The sequence below is a fragment of the Aminobacter niigataensis genome (genome assembly GCF_946995915.1).
GTDB lineage: Bacteria > Pseudomonadota > Alphaproteobacteria > Rhizobiales > Rhizobiaceae > Aminobacter > Aminobacter niigataensis.
Genome location: NZ_OX341517.1, coordinates 15,827 through 37,072 on the forward strand (window position 1 = coordinate 15,827; position 21,246 = coordinate 37,072).

General features: G+C 64.0%; 19 protein-coding genes. 3 read left to right on the forward strand and 16 right to left on the reverse strand.

What is annotated here, in order from left to right; translation table 11 throughout:
• Positions 1–75 precede the first annotated feature (75 nt).
• The 9 genes from pnp to rimP form a co-directional block, all read right to left on the reverse strand.
• Positions 76–2,223, reverse strand: coding sequence for a polyribonucleotide nucleotidyltransferase (gene pnp, locus O1Y97_RS00080; protein ID WP_108605395.1), 2,148 nt, complete (start codon positions 2,221–2,223; stop codon positions 76–78).
• A 371-nt stretch (positions 2,224–2,594) separates the two neighbouring features.
• On the reverse strand, positions 2,595–2,969 hold the full coding sequence (rpsO, locus tag O1Y97_RS00085; protein ID WP_318762683.1) for a 30S ribosomal protein S15: 375 nt from the start codon (positions 2,967–2,969) through the stop codon (positions 2,595–2,597).
• A 57-nt stretch (positions 2,970–3,026) separates the two neighbouring features.
• On the reverse strand, positions 3,027–4,121 hold the full coding sequence (gene corA, locus O1Y97_RS00090) for a magnesium/cobalt transporter CorA (protein WP_108605396.1): 1,095 nt from the start codon (positions 4,119–4,121) through the stop codon (positions 3,027–3,029).
• A gap of 63 nt (positions 4,122–4,184) precedes the next feature.
• Positions 4,185–5,132, reverse strand: coding sequence for a tRNA pseudouridine(55) synthase TruB (truB, locus tag O1Y97_RS00095; RefSeq protein ID WP_108605397.1), 948 nt, complete (start codon positions 5,130–5,132; stop codon positions 4,185–4,187).
• Between the two features lies 1 nt (position 5,133).
• Positions 5,134–5,541 (reverse strand): 30S ribosome-binding factor RbfA, encoded by a 408-nt coding sequence (gene rbfA / locus O1Y97_RS00100; RefSeq protein WP_108609539.1) that lies wholly within the window; start codon positions 5,539–5,541, stop codon positions 5,134–5,136.
• Positions 5,542–5,655: 114 nt separating this feature from the next.
• Positions 5,656–8,274: a translation initiation factor IF-2 gene (gene infB, locus O1Y97_RS00105; RefSeq protein ID WP_108605398.1), complete on the reverse strand. Its 2,619-nt coding sequence runs from the start codon at positions 8,272–8,274 to the stop codon at positions 5,656–5,658.
• A complete protein-coding gene (locus O1Y97_RS00110) occupies positions 8,271–8,921 on the reverse strand; it encodes an RNA-binding protein (RefSeq protein ID WP_183264187.1) in 651 nt (216 codons plus the stop codon). Before O1Y97_RS00110 ends, infB begins: the two co-directional genes overlap by 4 nt.
• Positions 8,922–8,953: 32 nt before the next feature.
• Entirely contained in the window at positions 8,954–10,546 is a 1,593-nt protein-coding gene (nusA, locus tag O1Y97_RS00115) for a transcription termination factor NusA (RefSeq protein ID WP_108605399.1), read from the reverse strand.
• A gap of 51 nt (positions 10,547–10,597) precedes the next feature.
• Complete coding sequence (rimP, locus tag O1Y97_RS00120; protein ID WP_108605400.1) at positions 10,598–11,230, reverse strand: ribosome maturation factor RimP; 633 nt, start codon at positions 11,228–11,230, stop codon at positions 10,598–10,600.
• Between the two features lie 273 nt (positions 11,231–11,503).
• Here rimP and O1Y97_RS00125 point away from each other — a divergent pair, with 273 nt between their 5' ends.
• The gene (locus O1Y97_RS00125; RefSeq protein WP_165916076.1) at positions 11,504–11,668 is read left to right on the forward strand and encodes a hypothetical protein; all 165 of its coding nucleotides are present in this window, start codon (positions 11,504–11,506) and stop codon (positions 11,666–11,668) included.
• A 204-nt stretch (positions 11,669–11,872) separates the two neighbouring features.
• Here O1Y97_RS00125 and O1Y97_RS00130 read toward each other — a convergent pair whose 3' ends face one another.
• The 4 genes from O1Y97_RS00130 to O1Y97_RS00145 all read right to left on the reverse strand — a co-directional run bounded on the left by O1Y97_RS00130 (position 11,873) and on the right by O1Y97_RS00145 (position 16,216).
• Positions 11,873–13,387, reverse strand: a complete 1,515-nt coding sequence (locus tag O1Y97_RS00130) for a tripartite tricarboxylate transporter permease (RefSeq protein WP_108605401.1) — start codon at positions 13,385–13,387, stop codon at positions 11,873–11,875.
• 27 nt (positions 13,388–13,414) lie between these two features.
• The gene (locus tag O1Y97_RS00135; protein WP_108605402.1) at positions 13,415–13,903 is read right to left on the reverse strand and encodes a tripartite tricarboxylate transporter TctB family protein; all 489 of its coding nucleotides are present in this window, start codon (positions 13,901–13,903) and stop codon (positions 13,415–13,417) included.
• The gene (locus O1Y97_RS00140; protein WP_108605403.1) at positions 13,900–14,844 is read right to left on the reverse strand and encodes a Bug family tripartite tricarboxylate transporter substrate binding protein; all 945 of its coding nucleotides are present in this window, start codon (positions 14,842–14,844) and stop codon (positions 13,900–13,902) included. The genes O1Y97_RS00135 and O1Y97_RS00140 overlap by 4 nt, the downstream gene beginning before the upstream one ends.
• 307 nt (positions 14,845–15,151) lie before the next feature.
• Positions 15,152–16,216, reverse strand: coding sequence for an ABC transporter substrate-binding protein (locus O1Y97_RS00145; RefSeq protein ID WP_318762684.1), 1,065 nt, complete (start codon positions 16,214–16,216; stop codon positions 15,152–15,154).
• A gap of 127 nt (positions 16,217–16,343) precedes the next feature.
• Between O1Y97_RS00145 and O1Y97_RS00150 the strand changes: the two genes are divergently transcribed.
• A complete protein-coding gene (locus O1Y97_RS00150; RefSeq protein ID WP_318762685.1) occupies positions 16,344–17,018 on the forward strand; it encodes a response regulator in 675 nt (224 codons plus the stop codon).
• The gene (locus O1Y97_RS00155; protein WP_318762686.1) at positions 17,018–18,406 is read left to right on the forward strand and encodes a sensor histidine kinase; all 1,389 of its coding nucleotides are present in this window, start codon (positions 17,018–17,020) and stop codon (positions 18,404–18,406) included. The genes O1Y97_RS00150 and O1Y97_RS00155 overlap by 1 nt, the downstream gene beginning before the upstream one ends.
• Before the next feature lie 42 nt (positions 18,407–18,448).
• Here O1Y97_RS00155 and trmB read toward each other — a convergent pair whose 3' ends face one another.
• From trmB to O1Y97_RS00170, 3 genes are all read right to left on the reverse strand, one after another.
• Positions 18,449–19,150, reverse strand: coding sequence for a tRNA (guanine(46)-N(7))-methyltransferase TrmB (gene trmB / locus O1Y97_RS00160; protein ID WP_108605406.1), 702 nt, complete (start codon positions 19,148–19,150; stop codon positions 18,449–18,451).
• Positions 19,151–19,166: 16 nt separating this feature from the next.
• Positions 19,167–20,450, reverse strand: a complete 1,284-nt coding sequence (gene metK / locus O1Y97_RS00165) for a methionine adenosyltransferase (protein WP_108605407.1) — start codon at positions 20,448–20,450, stop codon at positions 19,167–19,169.
• A gap of 257 nt (positions 20,451–20,707) precedes the next feature.
• The gene (locus O1Y97_RS00170; protein WP_055980869.1) at positions 20,708–21,127 is read right to left on the reverse strand and encodes a helix-turn-helix domain-containing protein; all 420 of its coding nucleotides are present in this window, start codon (positions 21,125–21,127) and stop codon (positions 20,708–20,710) included.
• Positions 21,128–21,246 lie beyond the last annotated feature (119 nt).

Here is a 21,246-nt window from a genome sequence, read left to right on the forward strand (position 1 = left end):
CCTCGAAAGACGCACAACAAACGAAAACGGGCGCGACCTTACGGCGCGCCCGCTTCTTATCAACTTATCAGGCTATCAGGCGGCGGATTCTTCGCCTTCAGCCTTCTTGTCGCGAGCAATTTCCTTGCCCGTTTCCTGGTCGACGACCTTCATCGACAGGCGGACCTTGCCGCGCTCGTCGAAGCCCATCAGCTTGACCCAGACCTTGTCGCCTTCCTTGACCACATCCGAGGTCTTGGCAACGCGGTCGTTGGCAAGCTGCGAGATGTGGACGAGGCCGTCGCGCGGGCCGAAGAAGTTGACGAAGGCGCCGAAGTCGGCGGTCTTGACGACCGTGCCTTCGTAGATCTCGCCGACTTCCGGCTCAGCCACGATGGTGTGGATCCACTTCTTGGCCGCCTCGATTTCCTTGGCGTTCGACGAAGCGATCTTGACCGTGCCGTCGTCCTCGATGTTGATCTTGGCGCCGGTCTTTTCGACGATCTCGCGGATGACCTTGCCGCCCGAGCCGATGACTTCACGGATCTTGTCGGTCGGGATGTGCATGACCTCGATGCGCGGAGCGAATTCGCCCAGTTCCGAGCGGCCTTCCGACAGGGCCGTGGCCATTTCGCCGAGGATGTGCAGGCGGCCGTCCTTGGCCTGGCCGAGCGCGATGTTCATGATCTCTTCGGTGATACCGTCGATCTTGATGTCCATCTGCAGCGCGGTGATGCCGTTGGTCGTGCCGGCAACCTTGAAGTCCATGTCGCCGAGGTGATCCTCGTCGCCGAGGATGTCCGACAGGACGGCGAAGCGCTCGCCTTCCTTGATCAGGCCCATGGCGATGCCGGCAACCGGCTTCTGCAGCGGAACGCCCGCATCCATCAGCGCCAGCGAGGTGCCGCAGACGGTGGCCATCGACGACGAGCCGTTGGACTCGGTGATCTCGGAGACGACGCGCAGCGTGTAGGGGAACTGCTCGGCGGCCGGCAGCATCGGGCGGACAGCGCGCCAGGCGAGCTTGCCGTGGCCGATTTCGCGGCGGCCGGGCGAGCCCATGCGGCCGGTTTCGCCAACCGAATAGGGCGGGAAGTTGTAGTGAAGGAGGAACTTCTCCTTGTACATGCCGGTCAGCGCGTCGACATACTGCTCGTCTTCGCCGGTGCCGAGCGTGGCAACGACAAGCGCCTGGGTCTCGCCGCGGGTGAACAGCGACGAACCGTGGGTGCGCGGCAGGACGCCGACTTCGGAAACGATCTGGCGGACCGTCTTGAGGTCGCGGCCATCGATGCGCGAACCGGTGTCGAGGATGTTCCAGCGCACGATCTTGGCCTGGAGTTCCTTGAACACGGTTGCGACCTTGTCGGCCGACCACTTCGGAGCTTCTTCGCCTTCAGCGGCGAAGGCTGCCTTGACCTTGGTCTTGACCGCGTCGACGGCGGTGTAGCGGGCCTGCTTGTCGGTGATCTTGTAGGCGTCGCGCAGTTCGCCTTCGACGATCTTCAGCATCTCGGCTTCAAGCTCGGAATAGTCCGGCGCGGTGAAGTCGCGCGGATCCTTGGCAGCCACTTCGGCCAGCTTGATGATGGCGTCGATGACCGGCTGGAAGCCACGGTGACCGAACATGACGGCGCCGAGCATGATGTCTTCGGCCAGTTCCTTGGCTTCCGACTCGACCATCAGCACGGCGGCATCGGTGCCGGCGACAACGAGGTCGAGCTTGGATTCCTGCATCTCGTCGATGTGCGGGTTGAGCACGTATTCGCCGTTGATATAGCCGACGCGCGCGCCACCGATCGGGCCCATGAAAGGCACGCCCGAGAGCGTCAAGGCAGCCGAGGTGGCAACGATCGACAGGATATCGGGATCGTTTTCGAGGTCGTGCTGGACAACCGTTATGACGACCTGGGTGTCGTTCTTGTAGCCGGCGGCGAAGAGCGGACGGATCGGGCGGTCGATCAGGCGGGAGACCAGCGTCTCCTTTTCGCTCGGACGGCCTTCACGCTTGAAATAGCCGCCGGGGATCTTGCCGGCTGCGTAGGTCTTTTCCTGGTAGTTGACGGTCAGCGGGAAGAAGTCGAAGCCCGGCTTCGGCTCCTTGGCCGAAACGACCGTCGCGAGAACGACGGTCTCGCCGTAGGTGGCGAGAACGGCGGCGTCAGCCTGACGCGCGATCTTGCCGGTCTCGAGGATGAGCGGACGGCCGGCCCACTCGATTTCGACTTTGTGGTGTTTGAACATATCTTGTCCTTCGTAGCGGGAGTGGCGACGCCGCTCGGCGGCGCGCCCATTCCCTGGCTTGTTAGGCACGGGATCCGGGAAAACCACAGGGCCTTCCTGATGGATCATGTGCCTGGCTTCAGTTTGGCCAGCCACGGGCAAGACAACAAGAAGCTCGGTGGTGGATGTTGGCCGCGAAGGCGGCCGACCGAACGTCCTGCAATCCTGCCCCATGACCGTCCATGGGCGGTTCGGGCGCTTCCCTTTGGCGCTCCGGAACCTTTTCGACGCGACCGCACCCTGTGGCAGGATCGGGCCGAGGGACCATCCGGTTGATGGCCCTGAATGCGCGACCGGCGGGCTCCCACAAGGAGAGCCCGCCGGTCAATTCGTCAGCGGCGCAGACCGAGCTTCTCGATCAGCGTCTGATAGCGTGCGTCGTCCTTGCGCTTGAGGTAATCAAGCAGGCTGCGACGCTGGGAGACGAGCGCCAGAAGACCACGACGGGAGTGGTTGTCCTTCTTGTGGTCCTTGAAGTGCTCGGTCAGGTTCTTGATGCGCTCGGAGAGGATGGCAACCTGGACTTCCGGAGAACCGGTGTCGCCCTTGACGGTTGCGAATTCGCTCATGAGTTCCGACTTGCGCTCGGCAGTGATCGACATCGTGTTTTTCCTTTCGATCTGGAGGAAACGGGACGCCCACGGCCGGGATGTCGTCCAGCTGGGGCCGATGAACAAAGCGGCAAAAGACGCGATGTTGCGGCGCATATAGTGGAATTTGGCGGCAAATGCCAGCTATTTCGCAAGCCGGCTCCGGGCCGGGGTTCAGAGCCATTTCCGCCAGCGGAAAAACAACACCAGCGAGATCGCGACCAGGGCCATGAAGCCGAGGGCCACGGGATAGCCATAAGGCCACAACAGCTCGGGCATGTTCCAGGGCGATATGGTGGGGTCGAAATTCATTCCCCAGATGCCGGCGAGAAAGGTCAGCGGGATGAAGATCGCCGAGACGATCGTCAGCACGCCGATAATCTCGTTGGTGCGCGATTGCGACAGCGACAACTGCATTTCGATAAGGCCGATCATCGTTTCGCGCTGGGATTCGACTGTCTCGGCCAACCTGATCGAGTGATCGAGCGTGTCGTTGAAATAGACCTTTGTCTCGGCCGAGATGAAGGCGGCGTCGGAGCGGATGAGGGTCGTCAGGGCATCGCGCAGCGGCCAAAGCGTGCGCTTGAGCAGATTGGTCGCCCGACGCAGGCCGTGCAACTGGCTGATGTGCTGCTTCCTGGGGGCGGCCAGCAGCTCATCCTCGATCGCATCCACCTTGTCGCCGGTGGCATCGACGATCGGGAAGTAGCTGTCGACGACGGCGTCGATCAGGGCATAGGCGAGATAGTCGGCCTTGCGATGGCGCAGCCGGCTCGGGTTCGAGATACGGATGCGCTGGCGCACCGGTTCGAACGGATCGCCCTCGCGCTCCTGGAAGGTGACGACGAAGTTCTCGCCGAAGAAGAATGAAATCTGCTCGTAGCGGCCGCTCTTGGCATCGTCGATCATGCTGAGCACGAAGAAGGCATGGTCGTCGAAGAAGTCGGCCTTCGGGCGCTGGCCGGTGTTGACCACATCCTCGAGCGCCAGCGTGTGCAGGCTGAAGATGTTTCCGATTTCCTCGATCAGCGCGATGTCGGCGAGACCGACGCAGTCGAGCCAGATCAGCGGCCATTTCTCGCAAGCGGCCGCGACATCGTCGAGACTGGCGTTGTTGATGAATTCGCACGCGTCGGGCGATATCAGCGTCAGGTTGAGCGCCGATTGCCGTGCGGACGGATCGGCAATCAACGTGCCAGGCGAGGCCCCTACAGGGGCCCGCCGCACGTGTCGTGATGGACGTACTGCTATCGTCTCAGCCCCTGCCATTCGCGTTCCGCCCGCGGAATCATCTGGGACGATCCAAGCGGAAACGGCAGCCGCGTACAAGTGTCAGGCGGTGAAGACGCGCTTGGGCTTGAACATGCCCTGCTCGATGGCGCCGATGGCGACCAGCTTGCCACGCGCGGTGGCGCAGGCCTCCTCGGCCTCCACGGGCGCGTCGCGGCCGCGCACGATGACCGGGTTGCCGAGCCTGATCTTGTTGGCTGCCTCGTCGGTCACGGCGACCTGCGGCAGGCAATCGAGTGCGGCGGCGGTGTCGACGACGAACTCGTCAATAGCGGTGAAATCCCAGCTGCCCTCTTCGCCGTCCGGCTGGCCGGCGGCGCGAGCAGCTTCGAGCTCAGCGATGGTGACGAAGTCTTCGGCAGTGAACGGATCGACCTCGGTGCGGCGAAGCTCGGAGATATGGCCGAAGCAGCCGAGATCGCGGCCCATGTCGCGCGCGAGCGACCGGACATAGGTGCCCTTGCCGCAATCGATCTCGAAAACGGTGCGATCAGCACTGTTTTCGATGATCTCGAGGCGGCCGATCTCTACCTCGCGGGCCGGAATGTCGACCGTCTCGCCCTCGCGGGCAAGGTCATAGGCGCGCTCGCCGGCAATCTTGATCGCCGAAAACTGCGGCGGCGTCTGCATGATGACGCCGGTGTAGTTCGGCATGATGGCACGGATTTCGTCCTCGGAAGGACGCTTGTCGGAGCTCTTGGTCACCGGGCCTTCGAGGTCGTCCGTGGAACGCTCCTCGCCCCAGGAGACGGTAAAGCGGTAAACCTTGGCGCCGTCCATGACGTAAGGCACCGTCTTGGTCGCCTCGCCAAGCGCGATCGGCAGCATGCCGGAGGCGAGCGGGTCGAGGGTTCCGGCGTGGCCGGCCTTTTCGGCATTGAACAGCCACTTGATCTTGGAGACGGCCTCGGTCGAGCCCATGCCCACAGGTTTGTCCAGCACCAGCCAGCCGGAGACGGGCCGGCCTTTCTTCTTGCCGCGACGCGACATGTCAGTCTTCCTTGTCTTCTTCGCCGTCGAGGTCACGCGCCACTTCGGGCGAGCGCAGCAGATCGTTGATCTTGGCGAAATTGTCGTAACTGGTGTCCAGCCGGAAACGGAATTCCGGCATGTATTTCATCTGCCGCAAGGCAAAGGAAACGCGGCCACGGATGAACTTGGCGTATTTGTTGAGCGCCTCGATGACCGTATCGGGATCCTTGGCGCCAATCGGCGACACGAAGGCGGTGGCGATCTTGAGGTCTGGCGACATGCGCACCTCGGTGATCGAAATGACAGTCGTTTCAATCACCGGATCGATGATCTCTCCGCGCGGGAGCATTTCGGAAAGCGCATGGCGCACCTGTTCGCCGACGCGAAGCTGGCGCTGTGACGGGCCTGAACTCTGAAAACGCGACATGGTCCTGAAAATCCATATGTCGCAGGAGGCGGAATGGGACCGCGCTTCCTGCTGCACGAAAACGGACGGCGGCCGACCGGCCACCGTCCAAACGATGAGACAAATGCCAGAGGCTTAGAGCCTCCGGGTCACCATCTCCACGCGGAAGCACTCGATGACATCGCCCTGGCGCATGTCTTCGTAGTTCTGGAAGGCCATACCGCATTCCTGGCCGACCGGCACTTCGGAGACTTCGTCCTTGAAGCGCTTGAGCGTCTTGAGCGTGCCTTCGTGGATGACAACGTTTTCGCGGATCAGGCGGACGCCTGCGCCACGCTCGACCTTGCCTTCGGTGACGCGGCAACCCGCAACCTTGCCGGTCTTCGTGATGTTGAAGACTTCGAGGATTTCGGCGTTGCCGATGAAGGTCTCGCGGCGTTCCGGCGACAGCAGGCCCGACATCGCATCCTTAACGTCATCCACGAGGCTGTAGATGATGTTGTAGTAGCGGATCTCGATCCCGGACTGTTCAGCGGCGTGGCGCGCCTGCGCGTTGGCGCGGACGTTGAAGCCGATAATCGCCGCACCCGAGGTTTCGGCGAGCGTGACGTCGCTCTCGGTGATGGCGCCGGCGCCCGAATGGACGATGCGCGCACGCACCTCGTCGGTGCCGAGCTTGTCGAGGGCAGCCACGATCGCTTCGACCGAACCCTGCACGTCACCCTTGATGATGAGCGGGAACTCCTTGAGGCCGGACGACTGCAGCTGCGACATCATCTGCTCAAGCGAGCCGCGCTGGGTGGCGTGCTTGGCGACAGCCTTGTCGCGCGCCAGGCGCTGGCGGTACTCGGTGATCTCGCGAGCGCGGGCCTCGTTGTTGACCACCGCAAAGCGGTCGCCAGCCTGAGGCGTGCCCTGGAGGCCGAGAATCTCGACCGGCATGGACGGCGGTGCCTCTTCGAGGTGTTCGCCACGGTCATTGACCAGCGCGCGGACACGGCCCCACTGGTTGCCGGCGACGAGAATGTCGCCGGGCATCAGCGTACCGGTCTGGACCAGGACGGTCGCGACCGGGCCGCGGCCCTTGTCGAGCTTGGCTTCGATGACGACACCCTCGGCCGTACGGTCGGGGTTGGCCTTGAGGTCGAGCACTTCGGCCTGCAGCAGGATCGCCTCGAGCAGCTTGTCGAGATTGGTGCCGTTCTTGGCCGAAACCTCGACGTCGAGCACTTCACCGCCCATCGATTCCACGAAGACTTCGTGGCGCAGCAGCTCGGTGCGGACCTTCTGGGCATCAGCCGTCGGCTTGTCGATCTTGTTGATCGCCACGATGATCGGCACGCCGGCAGCCTTGGCATGGCTGATCGACTCGATCGTCTGCGGCATGACGCTGTCGTCGGCCGCAACCACGAGGATCGCAATGTCGGTCGCCTGGGCACCACGAGCACGCATCGCCGTGAAGGCGGCGTGGCCGGGGGTGTCGATGAAGGTGATCTTCTGACCGTTCTTCTCGACCTGGTAGGCGCCGATGTGCTGGGTGATGCCGCCGGCTTCACCCGACTGCACATTCGCATTGCGGATGGCGTCGAGCAGCGAGGTCTTGCCGTGGTCGACGTGGCCCATGATGGTGACGACAGGCGGACGCGAAACCAGGGTCGCGCTGTGATCGGCGATGTCGAACAGGCCTTCTTCGATGTCGGACTCGGCAACGCGGCGAACCGTGTGGCCGAATTCGGAAGCGACCAGTTCAGCCGTATCGGCGTCGATGACGTCGCCCGGCTTCAACATCTGGCCTTGCTTCATGAAGAACTTGACGACCTCGACGGCGCGTTCGGACATGCGCTGGGCCAGTTCCTGAATGGTAATGGTCTCAGGAAGAATAACCTCACGCACGATCTTTTCGCGCGTTTCCTGGTGCATCGCACGCTTGAACTTCTCCTGACGACGACGCATCGCCGACAGCGAACGCGAACGGGCGTCGCCATCCCCGGAAGTCAGCGCCGTATTGAGCGTCAGCTTGCCGCGACGGCGGTCGTCTTCGGTCTTGGTCTTGGCCGGACGGGCAACCTCGGGGGTCGCAATGCGGCGGATCGGCGCTGCAGCAGCGACGCCGGGACCGACGCGGCCCTTCGGCTTGGCGTCCACCTCGTCGGGTACATTGGCCTCGAGCGCTGCAGCGGGGGCGCGGCGACGGGCTTCGTCCTCGGCGCGACGGCGCGATTCCGACTCCGCCTTGAGACGGGCTTCCTCTTCCGCCTGGCGGCGAGCCGATTCCTCGCGCTCGCGTCCGCGGCGCTCATCTTCCTCGGCGCGGCGGCGTGCGTCGTCGGCAGCGCGCTGGCGCTCCTCGTGCTCGCGAGCGACAGAACCTTCGAGCGCGCGGCGACGCGCATCCATCTCGCTGCGCGACAATTCATTCAGGACCATGCCCGAACGCTCGGGCTGGGGCCGCGGCGTCTCGCGCACGACGACCGGCGCGGGCGCTGGCGCAGGTGCTGCGACCACCGGAGCTGCGGCTACCGGAGCTGCGGGCTGAGGCTTGGGTGCAAAGACGGCTGCAGCCGGTGTCGGCTCGTGCTTGTCGCCGGGCATGGAGAACTTACGCTTCTTGGTCTCCACGACGACCTGCTTTGTGCGGCCGTGCGAGAAGTTCTGGCGTACGGTTCCCTGCTCCGATCCCGGGCGCTTCAGCGTCAAGGTCTTCTTCGGAGTGACGCTCAACGTGTTGTCATCGCCCGATTTAGTGTCGCTCATTCCATATCCTCTGCGGCATCATCGTCGTAGGCAATCGCCGCAATCATTGCCAGATCATCCGGGGATCCGCCCCGATATCGGTCAAGCGCAACCATGCGCTTCGCGACCGCCTTGCCCGCTTCTCCCGCGAGGACGGCAGCATGTATCACATTTGTTGCACCCAATGCCAAACCCAATTCGGCTTCCGAAAAAAGTTTATAGGCAGGCGTTGCAGGCCCGCCGATATGCACTGTGGCCTTGCGGGCCTGGGTGATCTTGCGGACGCCGTCTTCAGCACCCTCGTAAGCATGGAGTACAAGAAGCGCCTTGCCGGCGCGGACCGTGGAGTCGACCTTGGCGGCACCTAGTGCCACCAGACCGGCCTTTCGGGCAAGCCCAAGCGCGCCAAGCGCCGATCTGGCGAGCAGATTATCGACCATGGCGCCCAATTCAGGCGGCACGACGACCTGCGCCTTGAAAGCGCGGGCGAACATGCCCTTGGCCTCCGCCTTGTCGATATGTAGGCGGTCGGCCGTCACCCAGCAACCGCGGCCGGGCAGATTTCTCTTGAGGTCCGGAAAAACGGTCGAATCCGGGCCGACGACGAAACGGATCAGATCATCCGGTTCGGCGCTCTTGCGCGTGACGATGCAGGTGCGATCGTTCATCTCGTCCAACAGATTCTCCGGCCGGCCTCACGTCACTCACCGGCGACGTCGGCTGGCTCTTCCTCGGACACGACTTCGTCCTCGGCGATCCAACCAACCATGCGGCGGGCAGCAACGACCATCTGTTCCGCATCGGTGCGCGACACGCCGTAGTCGGCGAGCACGCCCGGGAAGAACTTGGTCTCGCCGTCCTTGCGTTCCTTCCAACCGACGAGGTCGTCGGCGGCATAGCCGGCGAAGTCCTCGATCGTCTTCACGCCGTCATCGCCGAGCGCCACCAGCATCGCGGTGGTAATGCCGGGGATTTCGCGCAGTTCGTCCTGCACGCCGAGCGTCTTGCGCTTCTCGTCGTGCTCGGCCTCGATCTTTTCGAGATACTCGCGGGCACGGGTCTGGATCTCGGAAGCGGTGTCTTCGTCGAAACCGTCGATCGAGGCAATTTCGTCGGCATCGACGTAAGCCACTTCCTCAACCGAGGTGAAGCCTTCGGAAGCCAGCACCTGACCGACCATCTCGTCGACGTCGAGCGATTCCATGAACAGGGTCGAACGCTCGACGAATTCCTTCTGGCGGCGCTCCGATTCTTCCTGCTCGGTCAGGATGTCGATATCCCAGCCGGTCAGCTGCGAAGCCAGGCGTACGTTCTGGCCGCGACGGCCGATGGCCAGCGACAGCTGGTCGTCGGGAACCACCACTTCGATGCGCTCGGCGTCCTCGTCGAGGACGACCTTGGCGACTTCAGCCGGCTGCAAGGCGTTGACGATGAAGGAAGCGGCCGAAGGCGACCACGGAATGATGTCGATCTTTTCGCCCTGGAGCTCGCCGACAACGGCCTGGACGCGCGAACCGCGCATACCGACGCAGGCGCCGACCGGGTCGATCGAGCTGTCACGCGAGATGACGGCGATCTTGGCGCGCGAACCGGGATCGCGGGCAACCGACTTGATCTCGATGATGCCGTCGTAGATTTCCGGCACTTCCATGGTGAACAGCTTCGCCATGAACTGCGGATGGGTACGCGACAGGAAGATCTGCGGGCCACGCTGCTCGCGGCGCACGTCATAGACATAGGCGCGAACGCGGTCGCCGTACTTGTAGTTTTCGCGGGGGATCAGCTCGTCGCGGCGGATGATCGCCTCGCCGCGGCCGAGATCGACGATGACGTTGCCATACTCGACGCGCTTGACCGTGCCGTTGACGATCTCGCCGATGCGATCCTTGTATTCGTCGTACTGGCGGTCGCGCTCGGCTTCACGCACCTTCTGGACGATGACCTGCTTGGCCGACTGGGCGGCGATGCGGCCGAAATCCATCGGCGGCAGCTGTTCGGCGATGAAATCGCCTAGCTGGGCGTCGGGGTTGCGTTCGCGAGCCGAGCTCAGCGCGATCTGGATGGCGTAGTCGTCGACCTTTTCGACAACTTCCATCAGGCGCTGCAGCTTCATCTCGCCCGTGTTGGGGTTGATGTCGGCGCGGATGTTGGTCTCTTGACCATAGCGCGAGCGCGCTGCCTTCTGGATCGCGTCGGCCATCGCGGCGATGACGATCGACTTGTCGATCGACTTCTCGCGGGCGACCGCATCGGCGATCTGCAGCAGTTCGAGCCTGTTGGCGCTTACAACCATTGTCTTTCTCCCGGAGCGTTCGGCCGAACCTGGTCCAGCCGCGCGGCTCTATCAATCTTCCGTTTCGGTTTCTTCGTCTTCCGGCGCATCTTCGTCTTCGCCGCGACGTTTCCGTGCTTCCTTGCGCGCCTGATTGTCCTTGCTCAGGGCATCGCGAATGAGATCGTCGGTAAGGATCAGCCGCGCCTCGGAAATCGCCTCGAAAGGCACGCGCACGGTCGGCTCCTCGCCGTAGGCAGCCTGGTCACGCTGGATCAGGATGCCTTCTTCGTCGACCTCGGCGATCTTGCCGCGGAACCGCTTGCGGTCGGCAACCATAACCGAGGTCTCCATCTTGACGATGTGACCGATCCAGTTGCCGAAATCCGACTTACGGACCAGCGGCCGGTCGATGCCCGGTGACGACACTTCGAGATGATACGCTTTTTCGATCGGATCATCGACATCGAGAGCAGGCGAAACCGCGCGGCTCACTTCTTCGCAATCCTGGACGGTCATGGTGCCGTCTTCGCGCTCGGCCATGATCTGCAGCGTCAGCCCGCTCTGCCCCGAAAGGCGGATGCGAACGAGGCGGAAGCCGATCGCACGAAGGACGGGCTGGACGATCAGGGCGATGCGGGCGTCGATGCCGGTCTCGCGGATGATGCGGTCGTCGCCTGTCTGTTCGACTGCGTTTTCGGTCATAGAATCTCCAGACGGTCGGCAGGTAACAAAAAAGAGCGGGACCGGGTGGACCCACTCTTCGTCATACCGACCAAGAATTTGAGGCTGATATAGCCGAAGGCGGCGGCGCTTTCAAGTCCCGTGGCCGGCGGCGTCCACTGGCACCTATTTAGCCAACCAATGCAGCGGATGCATGGCAAGCATGCGCAGATGCCCCTACCGCTTCCCTTTGCGTCACCTATATTTGTTGCGCTGCACAAGAAATGATGATGCGGCGCAAAAGAGGATAAAGAGATGAACACCCGCAAGCCCCTTGGCCGCATTGGCGAACTGGTCCGCACCTTTGGTAGCGCCGTCGCTGCCGCAGCAGCCGTCGAGCGCGGTCATCGCCCAACCAACCAGGACCTGGTGATGCTCGGCATCGACCCGCTCCACTTCGACCGCATTCGCAAATACTGATTACAGGCATTCAGGGTAGAGAGCGCACCGCTGGCCGCGCCATTGGCGATTGCCAAGGCGTTGCCAGCCGGGCAGTGCTCCGGAGCGGCCGGTCAATCTGACCGTCGCTCTGTCCCTGGGTATCCCGCCTCGCTGTCGAGGCAAAGAAAAAGCCGAGGCCGGAATTCCGGGCCTCGGCTTTTTTTGTTTCGCAACCGAGAGGCCTCAGTCCTCGTTGGCGCCCAGCTGGGCCAGCACCTTGCCGCGGCCACGGGCGCGCAGGTAGAGCGGCAGCAGCACCGCCGTTGCCGCCAAGAGCAGCAGCACGATCGCAATCGGCGAATGCACCAGGATCATCGGGTCGCCCTGGCTGATGGCCAGCGCCCGACGCAGTTGCTGCTCGGCCATCGGCCCCAGGATCAATCCCACCACCACTGGCGCAATCGGATAGCCGAAGCGGCGCAGGCCGTAGCCGAGCAGGCCAAATGCCAGCAGCATGCCGAGCTCGAAAGTCGACGGATTGGCGCCGATGGTGCCAAGCGTCGCAAACAGCAGGATGCCCGAATAGAGCCAGGGCAGCGGGATGGTCAGCAACCTGACCCAGACGCCGATCAGCGGCAGGTTGAGCACCAAAAGCATCAGGTTTGCCACCAGCAGCGAGGCGATCAGGCCCCAGACGAGCTGCGGGTTGGTCGCAAACAACAGCGGCCCAGGCTGCAGGCCGAACTGCTGGAAGCCGGCGAGCATGATCGCGGCGGTCGCCGTGGTCGGCAGGCCGAGCGTCAGCAGCGGCACCAGCGTGCCGGCCGCCGATGCATTGTTGGCCGCTTCCGGGCCGGCGACACCTTCGATGGCACCATGGCCGAACTCTTCGGGCTTTTGCGCCAGGTTCTTTTCCACAGAATAGGACAGGAAGGTGCCGATTTCGGCGCCGCCGGCCGGCATCGCACCGATCGGGAAGCCGATTGCGGTGCCGCGCAGCCATGGCTTCCATGAACGGCGCCAGTCCTCGCGAGTCATCCACACCGAACCCTTGATCGCCTGGATCGTCGAATCGCCGCCCTTGCTGGCGGCGACGCTGAGCGCCTCGCCAACGGCGAAGAGCGCAACCGCAAGCGTCGTCACCTCGATGCCGTCGAGCAGGTCGGGAATGCCGAAGGCAAGGCGCGCCTGGCCGGTCTGCAGGTCGATGCCGATCAGACCGAGCCCAAGGCCGATGAACAACGCCGTCAGTCCGCGCAACGTCGAGTCGCCGAAGGCGGCAGACACGGTCATGAAGGCCAGGATCATCAGCGCGAAATATTCGGCCGGACCGAAGGACAGCGCCATCTTGACGACCGTCGGCGCAACGAAGGCAAGACCTATGGTGGCGATCAGGCCGGCGACGAACGAGCCGATGGCGGCGGTTGCCAGTGCCGGACCGCCACGCCCGGCGCGCGCCATCTTGTTGCCTTCGAGCGCCGTGACGATCGAGGCACTTTCGCCAGGCGTGTTGAGCAGGATCGACGTCGTCGAGCCGCCATACATGCCGCCGTAATAGATGCCGGCGAACATGATCAGCGAACCGGCGGGATCAAGCTTGTAGGTGACGGGCAAAAGCAGGGCGACGGTAAGTGCCGGGCCGATGCCGGGAAGAACGCCGACAGCCGTGCCGAGCGTCACGCCGATCAGCGCATAGAGCATGTTCATCGGCTCGAGTGCCGTGAGCAGCCCCTGCGCGAGCAGACCAAAGGTATCCATTTAGAGCCGAGCTCCCTTGATGATCGCTCAGAACAGCAGGTGTTCGAGCGGGCCGGCGGGCAGCGAGAGCTGCAATCCCTTGGCGAAAATGACCCAGACGACGAACGAAAGCACGATGCCGATCGGGATCGTCTTCCACAGCGGCCCGCGTCCGAACGCGCGTGCTGTCGCGGCGAAGAGCAATCCGGTGGCGATCGAGAAGCCGGCTGCCTTGAGCAGCAGCATCTGGGCGGCAAGACCGCCAACGATCCACAGGATCGGGCTGATCTCTTGTTTCTCGCGCTCGGGGAAATCACCGCGGAAAGCTTCGAAAACCGTCCAGATCGACAGGCCGAAGAACGCCACGGCGATCACGTAGGGAAAGGTTGTCGGGCCGACGCGGGCATAGCTGGCGCCGGCGCCATGGCTGGCGGTGCTCCAGGCGATGACGACAGACACCGCCATAAGCAGAGCGGCGATGACAAGCGCCGCCCAATCGGGGCGGCGCTTTTCTTGTTGCTGGTTGTCCAGGCTCATTTCACCAGGCCGATGTCTTTCAGGATCGCTGCGGTGGACTCGGTGTCCTTCTTCAGCTGCGCTGCGAAGTCATCGCCGGCGAGGTAGGTGTTGGCCCAGCCCTTGTCGGCGAGGATCTTCGTCCACGAAGCCGAGGTGACCATCTTTTCGACGTCGGCGAGCACTGCCGCCTTCTGCTCGGCCGAGATGCCGGGAGCGGCAGCGACCATGCGCCAGTTCTGGATCGAGACGTCAACGCCGCCTTCCTTGAAGGTCGGGGCGTCGATGCCTTCGACCTTGGCGTCGGACGAAATGCCGATGATGCGGAGCGTGCCGGCCTTGATCTGCTCGGCGAATTCGCCGTAACCGGAAATGCCGACCGTCACCTGGCCGCCGAGGATGGCGGCAAGAGCCTCGCCACCGCCGGAATAGGCGATGTAGTTGACCTTGGTCGGGTCAACGCCGACGGCCTTGGCAATCAGGCCTGCCGTGATGTGGTCGGTGCCGCCGGCAGAGCCGCCGCCCCAGGAAACCGCGCCCGGATCGGCCTTGAGCTTGGCAACAAGGCCAGCCATGTCCTTGATGTCGGAAGCGGCCGGAACGACAAGCGCCTCAAACTCGCCGGTCAGGCGGGCAATCGGGGTGACCTGGTCGAGCGTCACCGGCGAGGCGTTGGTCAGGATCGCGCCGACCATGACGTAGCCGCCGACGATGAGCTGGGCCGGGTCGCCATTGGCCTGGTTGACGAACTGGGCGAGGCCGATGGTGCCGCCGGCGCCCGGAACGTTGTTGACCTGGACCGAGGCGGAAATCTTCTCGTCCTGGAGCGCGGTCTGCATCGAGCGCGCGGTCTGGTCCCAGCCGCCGCCAGGGGCCGCAGGTGCCATGATCTTGTAGTCGGCGGCCGCAGCCGGCAAGGCGAGCGCGCCTGCGACGATGGTGGCCAATACGAACTGCTTCATTGCTGTTCCTCCCTTGCCCGCATGCGCGGGGCAGATGCTTTTCAGTTTCGAGGCCCGCGCCAGGGCAGCGTCTCGGCATTTCGGGGGAAGGAACTGGCCGGCCAAGGGGCCTGCCATCAGAGCAGCGTTTCCCGGCCCCTCTGCCCGGCGATAGGATCGCCGTCGGGTAGCCGTTGCGGAAACGTGTTCGAAATCCTCCCGAACTTTCCGAGCCTCGCCGCCTCCAACGGATGGGCCAAAACTTCCCTATCGCAGCAACCTGACATCAGACTGACACCGATGCAACAGCTTGGGAACATCGCCGGAATCACGGGCTGCGCAGCGCCTCGTTCCAGCGCTCGATGACCCGGGAACGCTTGACCTGGTCGAGATAGACCATCAGCCCCGGGCTGACCGGCACCGGGCGCAACTGCCCGCCAAGAACCTCCTGCATGCGGTTGGCGGTATTCTCGCCCGAGACCTCCGGATTGACGGCTGCGATATGCAATTGCCGCGCCATCACCGTCTGGCCCTCGGCCGACATGAAATATTCGAGATAGCGGCGGCCGAGATCCGACGACTTGGCGGCAGCCGGCACCAGGCCGATGCGCGACATGACGACGGTGTAGTCCTTGGGCAGGACGATGCCGACGTCGGGGTTCCGCGCCGCCCAGTCGGCGGCATAGGAGCCCAAGATGTTGTAGCCGAGCACGAAACGGCCGTCGGCGATGCGCTCGAGGATGGCGCCACTGGTCGAATAGAGCTTCACGCCCGCCGCCCCCATGGCGCGGATCACCGACCAGATGTCGGGGTACTGCTCCTGGTCGCGCGCCATGAACATGAACCCGACGCCGGAACGCTCGATGTCGTAGGTGGCGATGCGGCCGTAGAACCTGTCACCCTGCGTCTTGAGGAATTCGACGAACTGGCCGCGCGTCGCCGGCGGCGGCGCATCCTTGAAGCTCGGCTTGTGGTAGACGAACACCGCCGGCTCGAAGGTCAGCGCATAGGCGGTGTCACGCCAGTTGGCCCAGCGCGGCCAGCGATCCGACAGCGGCAGCCGGCTTTCCTGGGCATAGCCGTCATTGGCGAGCTTGACCTGCAGGTCCATGGCCGAGGAAAAGGCGATGTCGGCGGTGCCCTTGCCGGCATCCGTCTCGGCGACGACGCGGTCATAGATGTCGACCGTCTGCAGATCCTCGTAGCGTACCGCCACGCCGGGGTTTGCCTTCTGGAAGCCTTCGATCATCGGCTTGGCCAACGGCGCGTCGAGCGACGAGTAGACGACCAGCGTGCGGGCGTTGGCGGCGCCGTTCAGCGCCGGAAAGACGGTGACTTCGGCCCAGGCGGGCGATGAAAGGCAGGCAAGAACGGTGAAAATGGCCAGGCGCATGATCGCCAGACCATGCAACAGCCGGGCGAGCCACACAACGGCGAAGCGCTATCGACGCGCATGACGGGCACTGGACCTTTGCCTAGCGAATAGGCATCGTTCGAACGGGCGGGCAAGGAGAATTCGGGTGCGCATTCTGGTGGTCGAGGACAATGCGACGCTGGCCGGGGGGCTGGCGGCGGTGCTCAAGGGCAGCGGCTATGCCGTCGACGTCGTCGGCGACGGCGCCTCTGCCGTGGCCGTGCTTGCCACCGAGCGCTTCGACCTCGTCATCCTCGACCTCAACCTGCCGGAAATGGACGGGCTCGACGTGCTGCGCGCCATGCGCGGGCGCCAGCACGACGCCGCAGTGCTGATCCTGTCGGCGCGTCATTCGCTCGACGAGCGGGTCAAGGGTCTCGACCTCGGCGCCGACGACTACATGGTCAAGCCGTTCGACGTCGGCGAGTTGGAGGCGCGTGTGCGCACGCTGTTGCGCCGCCGCGCCGGGCTCAAGGCTTCGACCGTGTCGTTCGGCGAAGTGACGCTCGACCTCACCACGCGCAGCTTCTCGTCGCACGGGGCAGCCATCGACATCCCGGCGCGCGAACTGGCGCTGCTCGAGACCCTGTTCATGCGCGCCGGCAAGGTGGTCGCCAAGCAGGCGATCATCGAATCGCTCGCCGGCTTCGACGAGGATTTGAGCGCCAACGCTATCGAGCAATATGTCAGCCGGCTGCGCAAGCGGCTGGCGCCCTATGGGCTGACCGTCCGCACCGCCCGCGGCATCGGCTACTACCTCGAAAAGCTGCCCAGCGCCTGATGGCCCGAGCCAAGCCATATTCACTGCGCAGGCGGCTGCTGCTCTGGCTGCTGGTTCCGTTGGTCGCCCTGGGCCTGGTCGCGCTCGCCGACACCTACAACGAGGCGGTCGACACCGCCAACGCCGTCTCCGACCGCGTGCTGGCCGGCTCGGCCCTGGCGATCGCCGAGCGGGTGGTGGTGGCAGAAGATGGCGCGCTGGAGGTCGACATCCCCTATGTCGCGCTGGAAATGCTGACCTCGGCGGCGCAGGACCGCGTTTTCTACCGTGTCGACGGCCCCGGCGGCTTCATCACCGGCTACCAGACCCTGCCCGTCATCGAAGGGCTGGAGCAGGAGGAAAGCGGCTATACCGATGCCAGTTTCCGCGGCGAGCCGATCCGGCTGACCTCGCTGTCCCGTGCCGCCTCGACGGGCGCGAGTTCGATCCCCTTCGTGGTCACCGTGGCGGAGACGACGATTGCCCGCACCCAGTTGGCACAGACGATCCTGCTGCGCTCGGCGCTCCGGCTTGCCATCCTGATCGGCAGTGCGGCAGCCATCGTCTGGCTTGCCGTCACCTTCTCGCTGCGCCCGCTCTACCGGCTGCGCGACGCGATTGCCGAGCGCAACCCCGACGACCTTCACCCGATCGAGCAGTCGGTGCCCAAGGAGGTGCGCGGCCTCGTCGACACCGTCAATTCCTTCATGGGCCGGCTCGGATCGGCGCTCGGCGCGATGCGCCACTTCACCGGCAATGCCAGCCATCAGTTGCGCACGCCGCTGACCATCATCCGTACCCAGCTTGCGCTCGCCTCACGCGCACATTCGCTGGAGGAAGCCCGGCAGGCGGCGCGCATCGGCGACGAGGCGGTGGCCCATGCCGAACGCGTCATCGCCCAGCTCCTGCTGCTCGCCAAGGTCGACGAAGCCGCGTCCGACCGGCTGAAAAGCCTCGACGCGGTCGATCTCACCGCGCTTGCACGTCAACTGACCGCCGACCGCGTGACCCAGGCCCATGCGGCAGGGATCGATCTGGGTTTCGAAGGCGAGCAGGCTCTGTTCGTGCGCGGCGAGCCGATGCTGCTCAGCGAAATGATCCGCAATCTGATCGAAAACGTGCTTGCCTATGCGGGCCAAGGCACGGAGGCGACAGTCAAGGTGCTCGACCAGGGTGCCGACGTTGTGCTGGAGTTAGAAGACACCGGGCCGGGTATTCCGGCTGCCGAAATGGAGAATGTGCGCCAGCGCTTCGTGCGTGGGCGGGAGGGCGACAAACCTGGCGCCGGCCTCGGCCTGCCCATCGTCGAAGAGATAGCCTCGCTGTTCGGCGGCCGGCTAGAGCTTCTGGCGGGTGCGGATGGGCGCGGGCTCAGGGTTCGGGTGTCGTTTGGGAAAGCCGAGGCGTGACGGTTAGCCCCTTCTCCCCTTGTGGGAGAAGGGAAGTGCCGCCTACACCCTGACGAAGGTCAAATATGCAGGCGTCCGGTTTTCGCGGATCGCCTTGGCCTCGTAGCGGGTGCGCGTCCAGCCTTCGTAAGGCGTGTGCCAGTCGGCGGCGTCGGCCGCCTGCCACTCGAAGGCAGCGTGGGCTCGGCAATGCAGCAGCGTCCAGTTGACGTAGGTGTCGATGTCGGAGGCGAAACGGAACTTCGCGCCGCTCTTCAGCACGCGGGCGAAGCGGTCGAGATTGACCGGGCTGACGAACCGGCGCTTCCAGTGCTTCTTCTTCCGCCACGGATCGGGATAGAGCAGGTCGATGCCGGCGAGCGACGCCTGCGGCAGCCAGTCGAGCAGCTGGGTCGCATCCTCGTCGTACAGGCGGATATTGGCGAGCGGCTGGCCGTCAAGAGCCGTCGTCATCTTGGCCATGCCGTTGACGAAGGGTTCGACGCCGATGAAGCCGTCGTCGGGATTGTTCGCGGCGATATGGCGAAGATGCTCACCGCCGCCGAAGCCTATTTCCAGCCTGACCCTGGAAACCGGGGCCGCAAACAGCGTGCGCAGGTCGTCAGGTGCCAGGGTCTTGATGTCTATGCCCATGCGGGCGAGCCCATTTTCAAGGGCGATCGCCTGATGCGGGCGGACAGGCTTGCCGCGCCGCCGCCCGAAAAAGGCTTCCGTCGTGCGACTGCGGCGCGGTTCCTGTTCCATGTAACCTACAGTCGCCTCAGGCGGCGACCGCTTCCTTGCTGGCTACGGCGTCCTTGAGCGCCTTGACCAGGTCGGTCTTCTCCCAGGAGAAGGAACCGTCGCGACCAGCCTTGCGGCCGAAGTGGCCGTAGGACGAGGTCTTGGCATAGATCGGCTTGTTGAGGTCGAGGTGGCGGCGGATGCCAGACGGCGACAGGTCCATGACCTGGCGCAGCGCGTCTTCGAGCACCGCTTCGTCAACCTTGCCGGTGCCGTGCAGGTCGACATAGACCGACAGCGGCTGGGCAACACCGATGGCATAGGCCAGTTGGATGGTGCAGCGGTCGGCAAGCCGGGCGGCAACCACGTTCTTGGCCAGGTAGCGCGCGGCATAGGCTGCCGAACGGTCGACCTTGGTGGTGTCCTTGCCGGAGAACGCACCGCCGCCATGCGGGGCAGCGCCGCCATAGGTGTCGACGATGATCTTGCGGCCGGTGAGACCGGCGTCGCCGTCTGGACCGCCGATGACGAACTTACCGGTCGGGTTGATGTACCAGTTGCAGTCATTGGCGATCTCGAGATCGCCAAGGGCTTCGCGGATGTAGGGCTCGACCACCTTGCGGACCTTGCCCGAATCCCAGCTGCCGTCGAGGTGCTGGGTCGAAAGCACGATCTGCGTGACTTCGCGGGCCTTGCCGTCCTGGTAGCGGACGGTGACCTGGCTCTTGGCATCCGGGCCGAGCATGCCGGCATCGCCCTTGTTCTCGTGCCGGGCGGTGGCCAGCAGTTCGAGAATCTTGTGGCTGTAGTAGATCGGAGCCGGCATCAGGTCCGGCGTCTCGCGGCAGGCATAACCGAACATGATGCCCTGGTCACCGGCACCTTCTTCGCCCTGGCGGTCGGCGGCGTTGTCGACGCCCTGGCCGATGTCGGGCGACTGGCCGTGCAGCAGCACGTCGATCTTGGCGGTCTTCCAGTGGAAGCCGGCCTGCTCGTAGCCGATGGCGCGGATGGCCTTGCGGGCCACCGACTTGAACTTCGACGGATTGACGACCGGATGGCCAGCGGCGTCCTTCACGATCTGGCCGTTCTTGTCTTTCTTCAGCAGCGTGTCGGGCACGCGAACTTCGCCGGCGATCACGACGCGGTTGGTGGTTGCCAGGGTCTCACAGGCAACCCGGACCTTCCACGGATCCATGCCGGTCTTCTTGGCTTCACGGTAGACGAGATCGACGATCTCGTCGGAAATGCGGTCGCACACCTTGTCGGGGTGACCTTCGGATACGGATTCGGAAGTGAAAAGATAATTCTGCCGCGACACGGGATGTCCCCTCTTGGAAAGGATCGGCGCTATGCCGATCGGTTTGGCGCGTCACGTGTTAGCGAAGCCTGCCGGAACTCGTCAAGCAGGCTTTCGTCGCGGAAGGCCGGTTATTGCGAGGGCGTGGCGACGGCGCACCGCCGCCGCTCTCGCGCATCGGCCGGAAATCGGAACCGATTTCCGGAGAGCACGATGCACAGTTCAGGCACTTGGAGCGCCCGTTGTGCGCCCTTTCGGACGCACGGCGCTCGCTGGCATTATTGCTCTTCGTCGTCGGCGAGGACCTTGGCCAGTTCGATGACCTTGCGCCGGACCTTGGGGTTCGAGATCCGGGCAAAGGCGCGGTTGAGCTGCAGGCCTTCGGCGCTCGAAAGAAAATCGACCACGAAGCTGGTGGAAGAGTCCTCGGCAAGCCCCTTGTGCTCACCGCCATCGGCCCCTGGAGCGTCTTCGAAGAAGAATGCGACCGGCACACTGAGGATCGAGGCGATGGCCTGGAGACGACTCGCTCCAACGCGATTGGTCCCCTTTTCGTACTTCTGAATCTGTTGGAATGTAATACCGAGGCTTTCTCCGAGCTTCTCTTGGCTCATTCCCAGCATGTTGCGTCGCAGGCGAATTCTCCCGCCGACGTATACGTCGGTCGGGTTTGGTTTTTTCTTGTTCTCTTTTTCCACTGTCTTTCCTCGCCGGATTTTTCCAGCTTATTATTGGGCAGGTAGCCCCGTTCAGGGCAATTTATAGCGTCCGGGCATGAACGCCGATTGGCACAGCCTGAAGCCGCGCGGTGGCATAT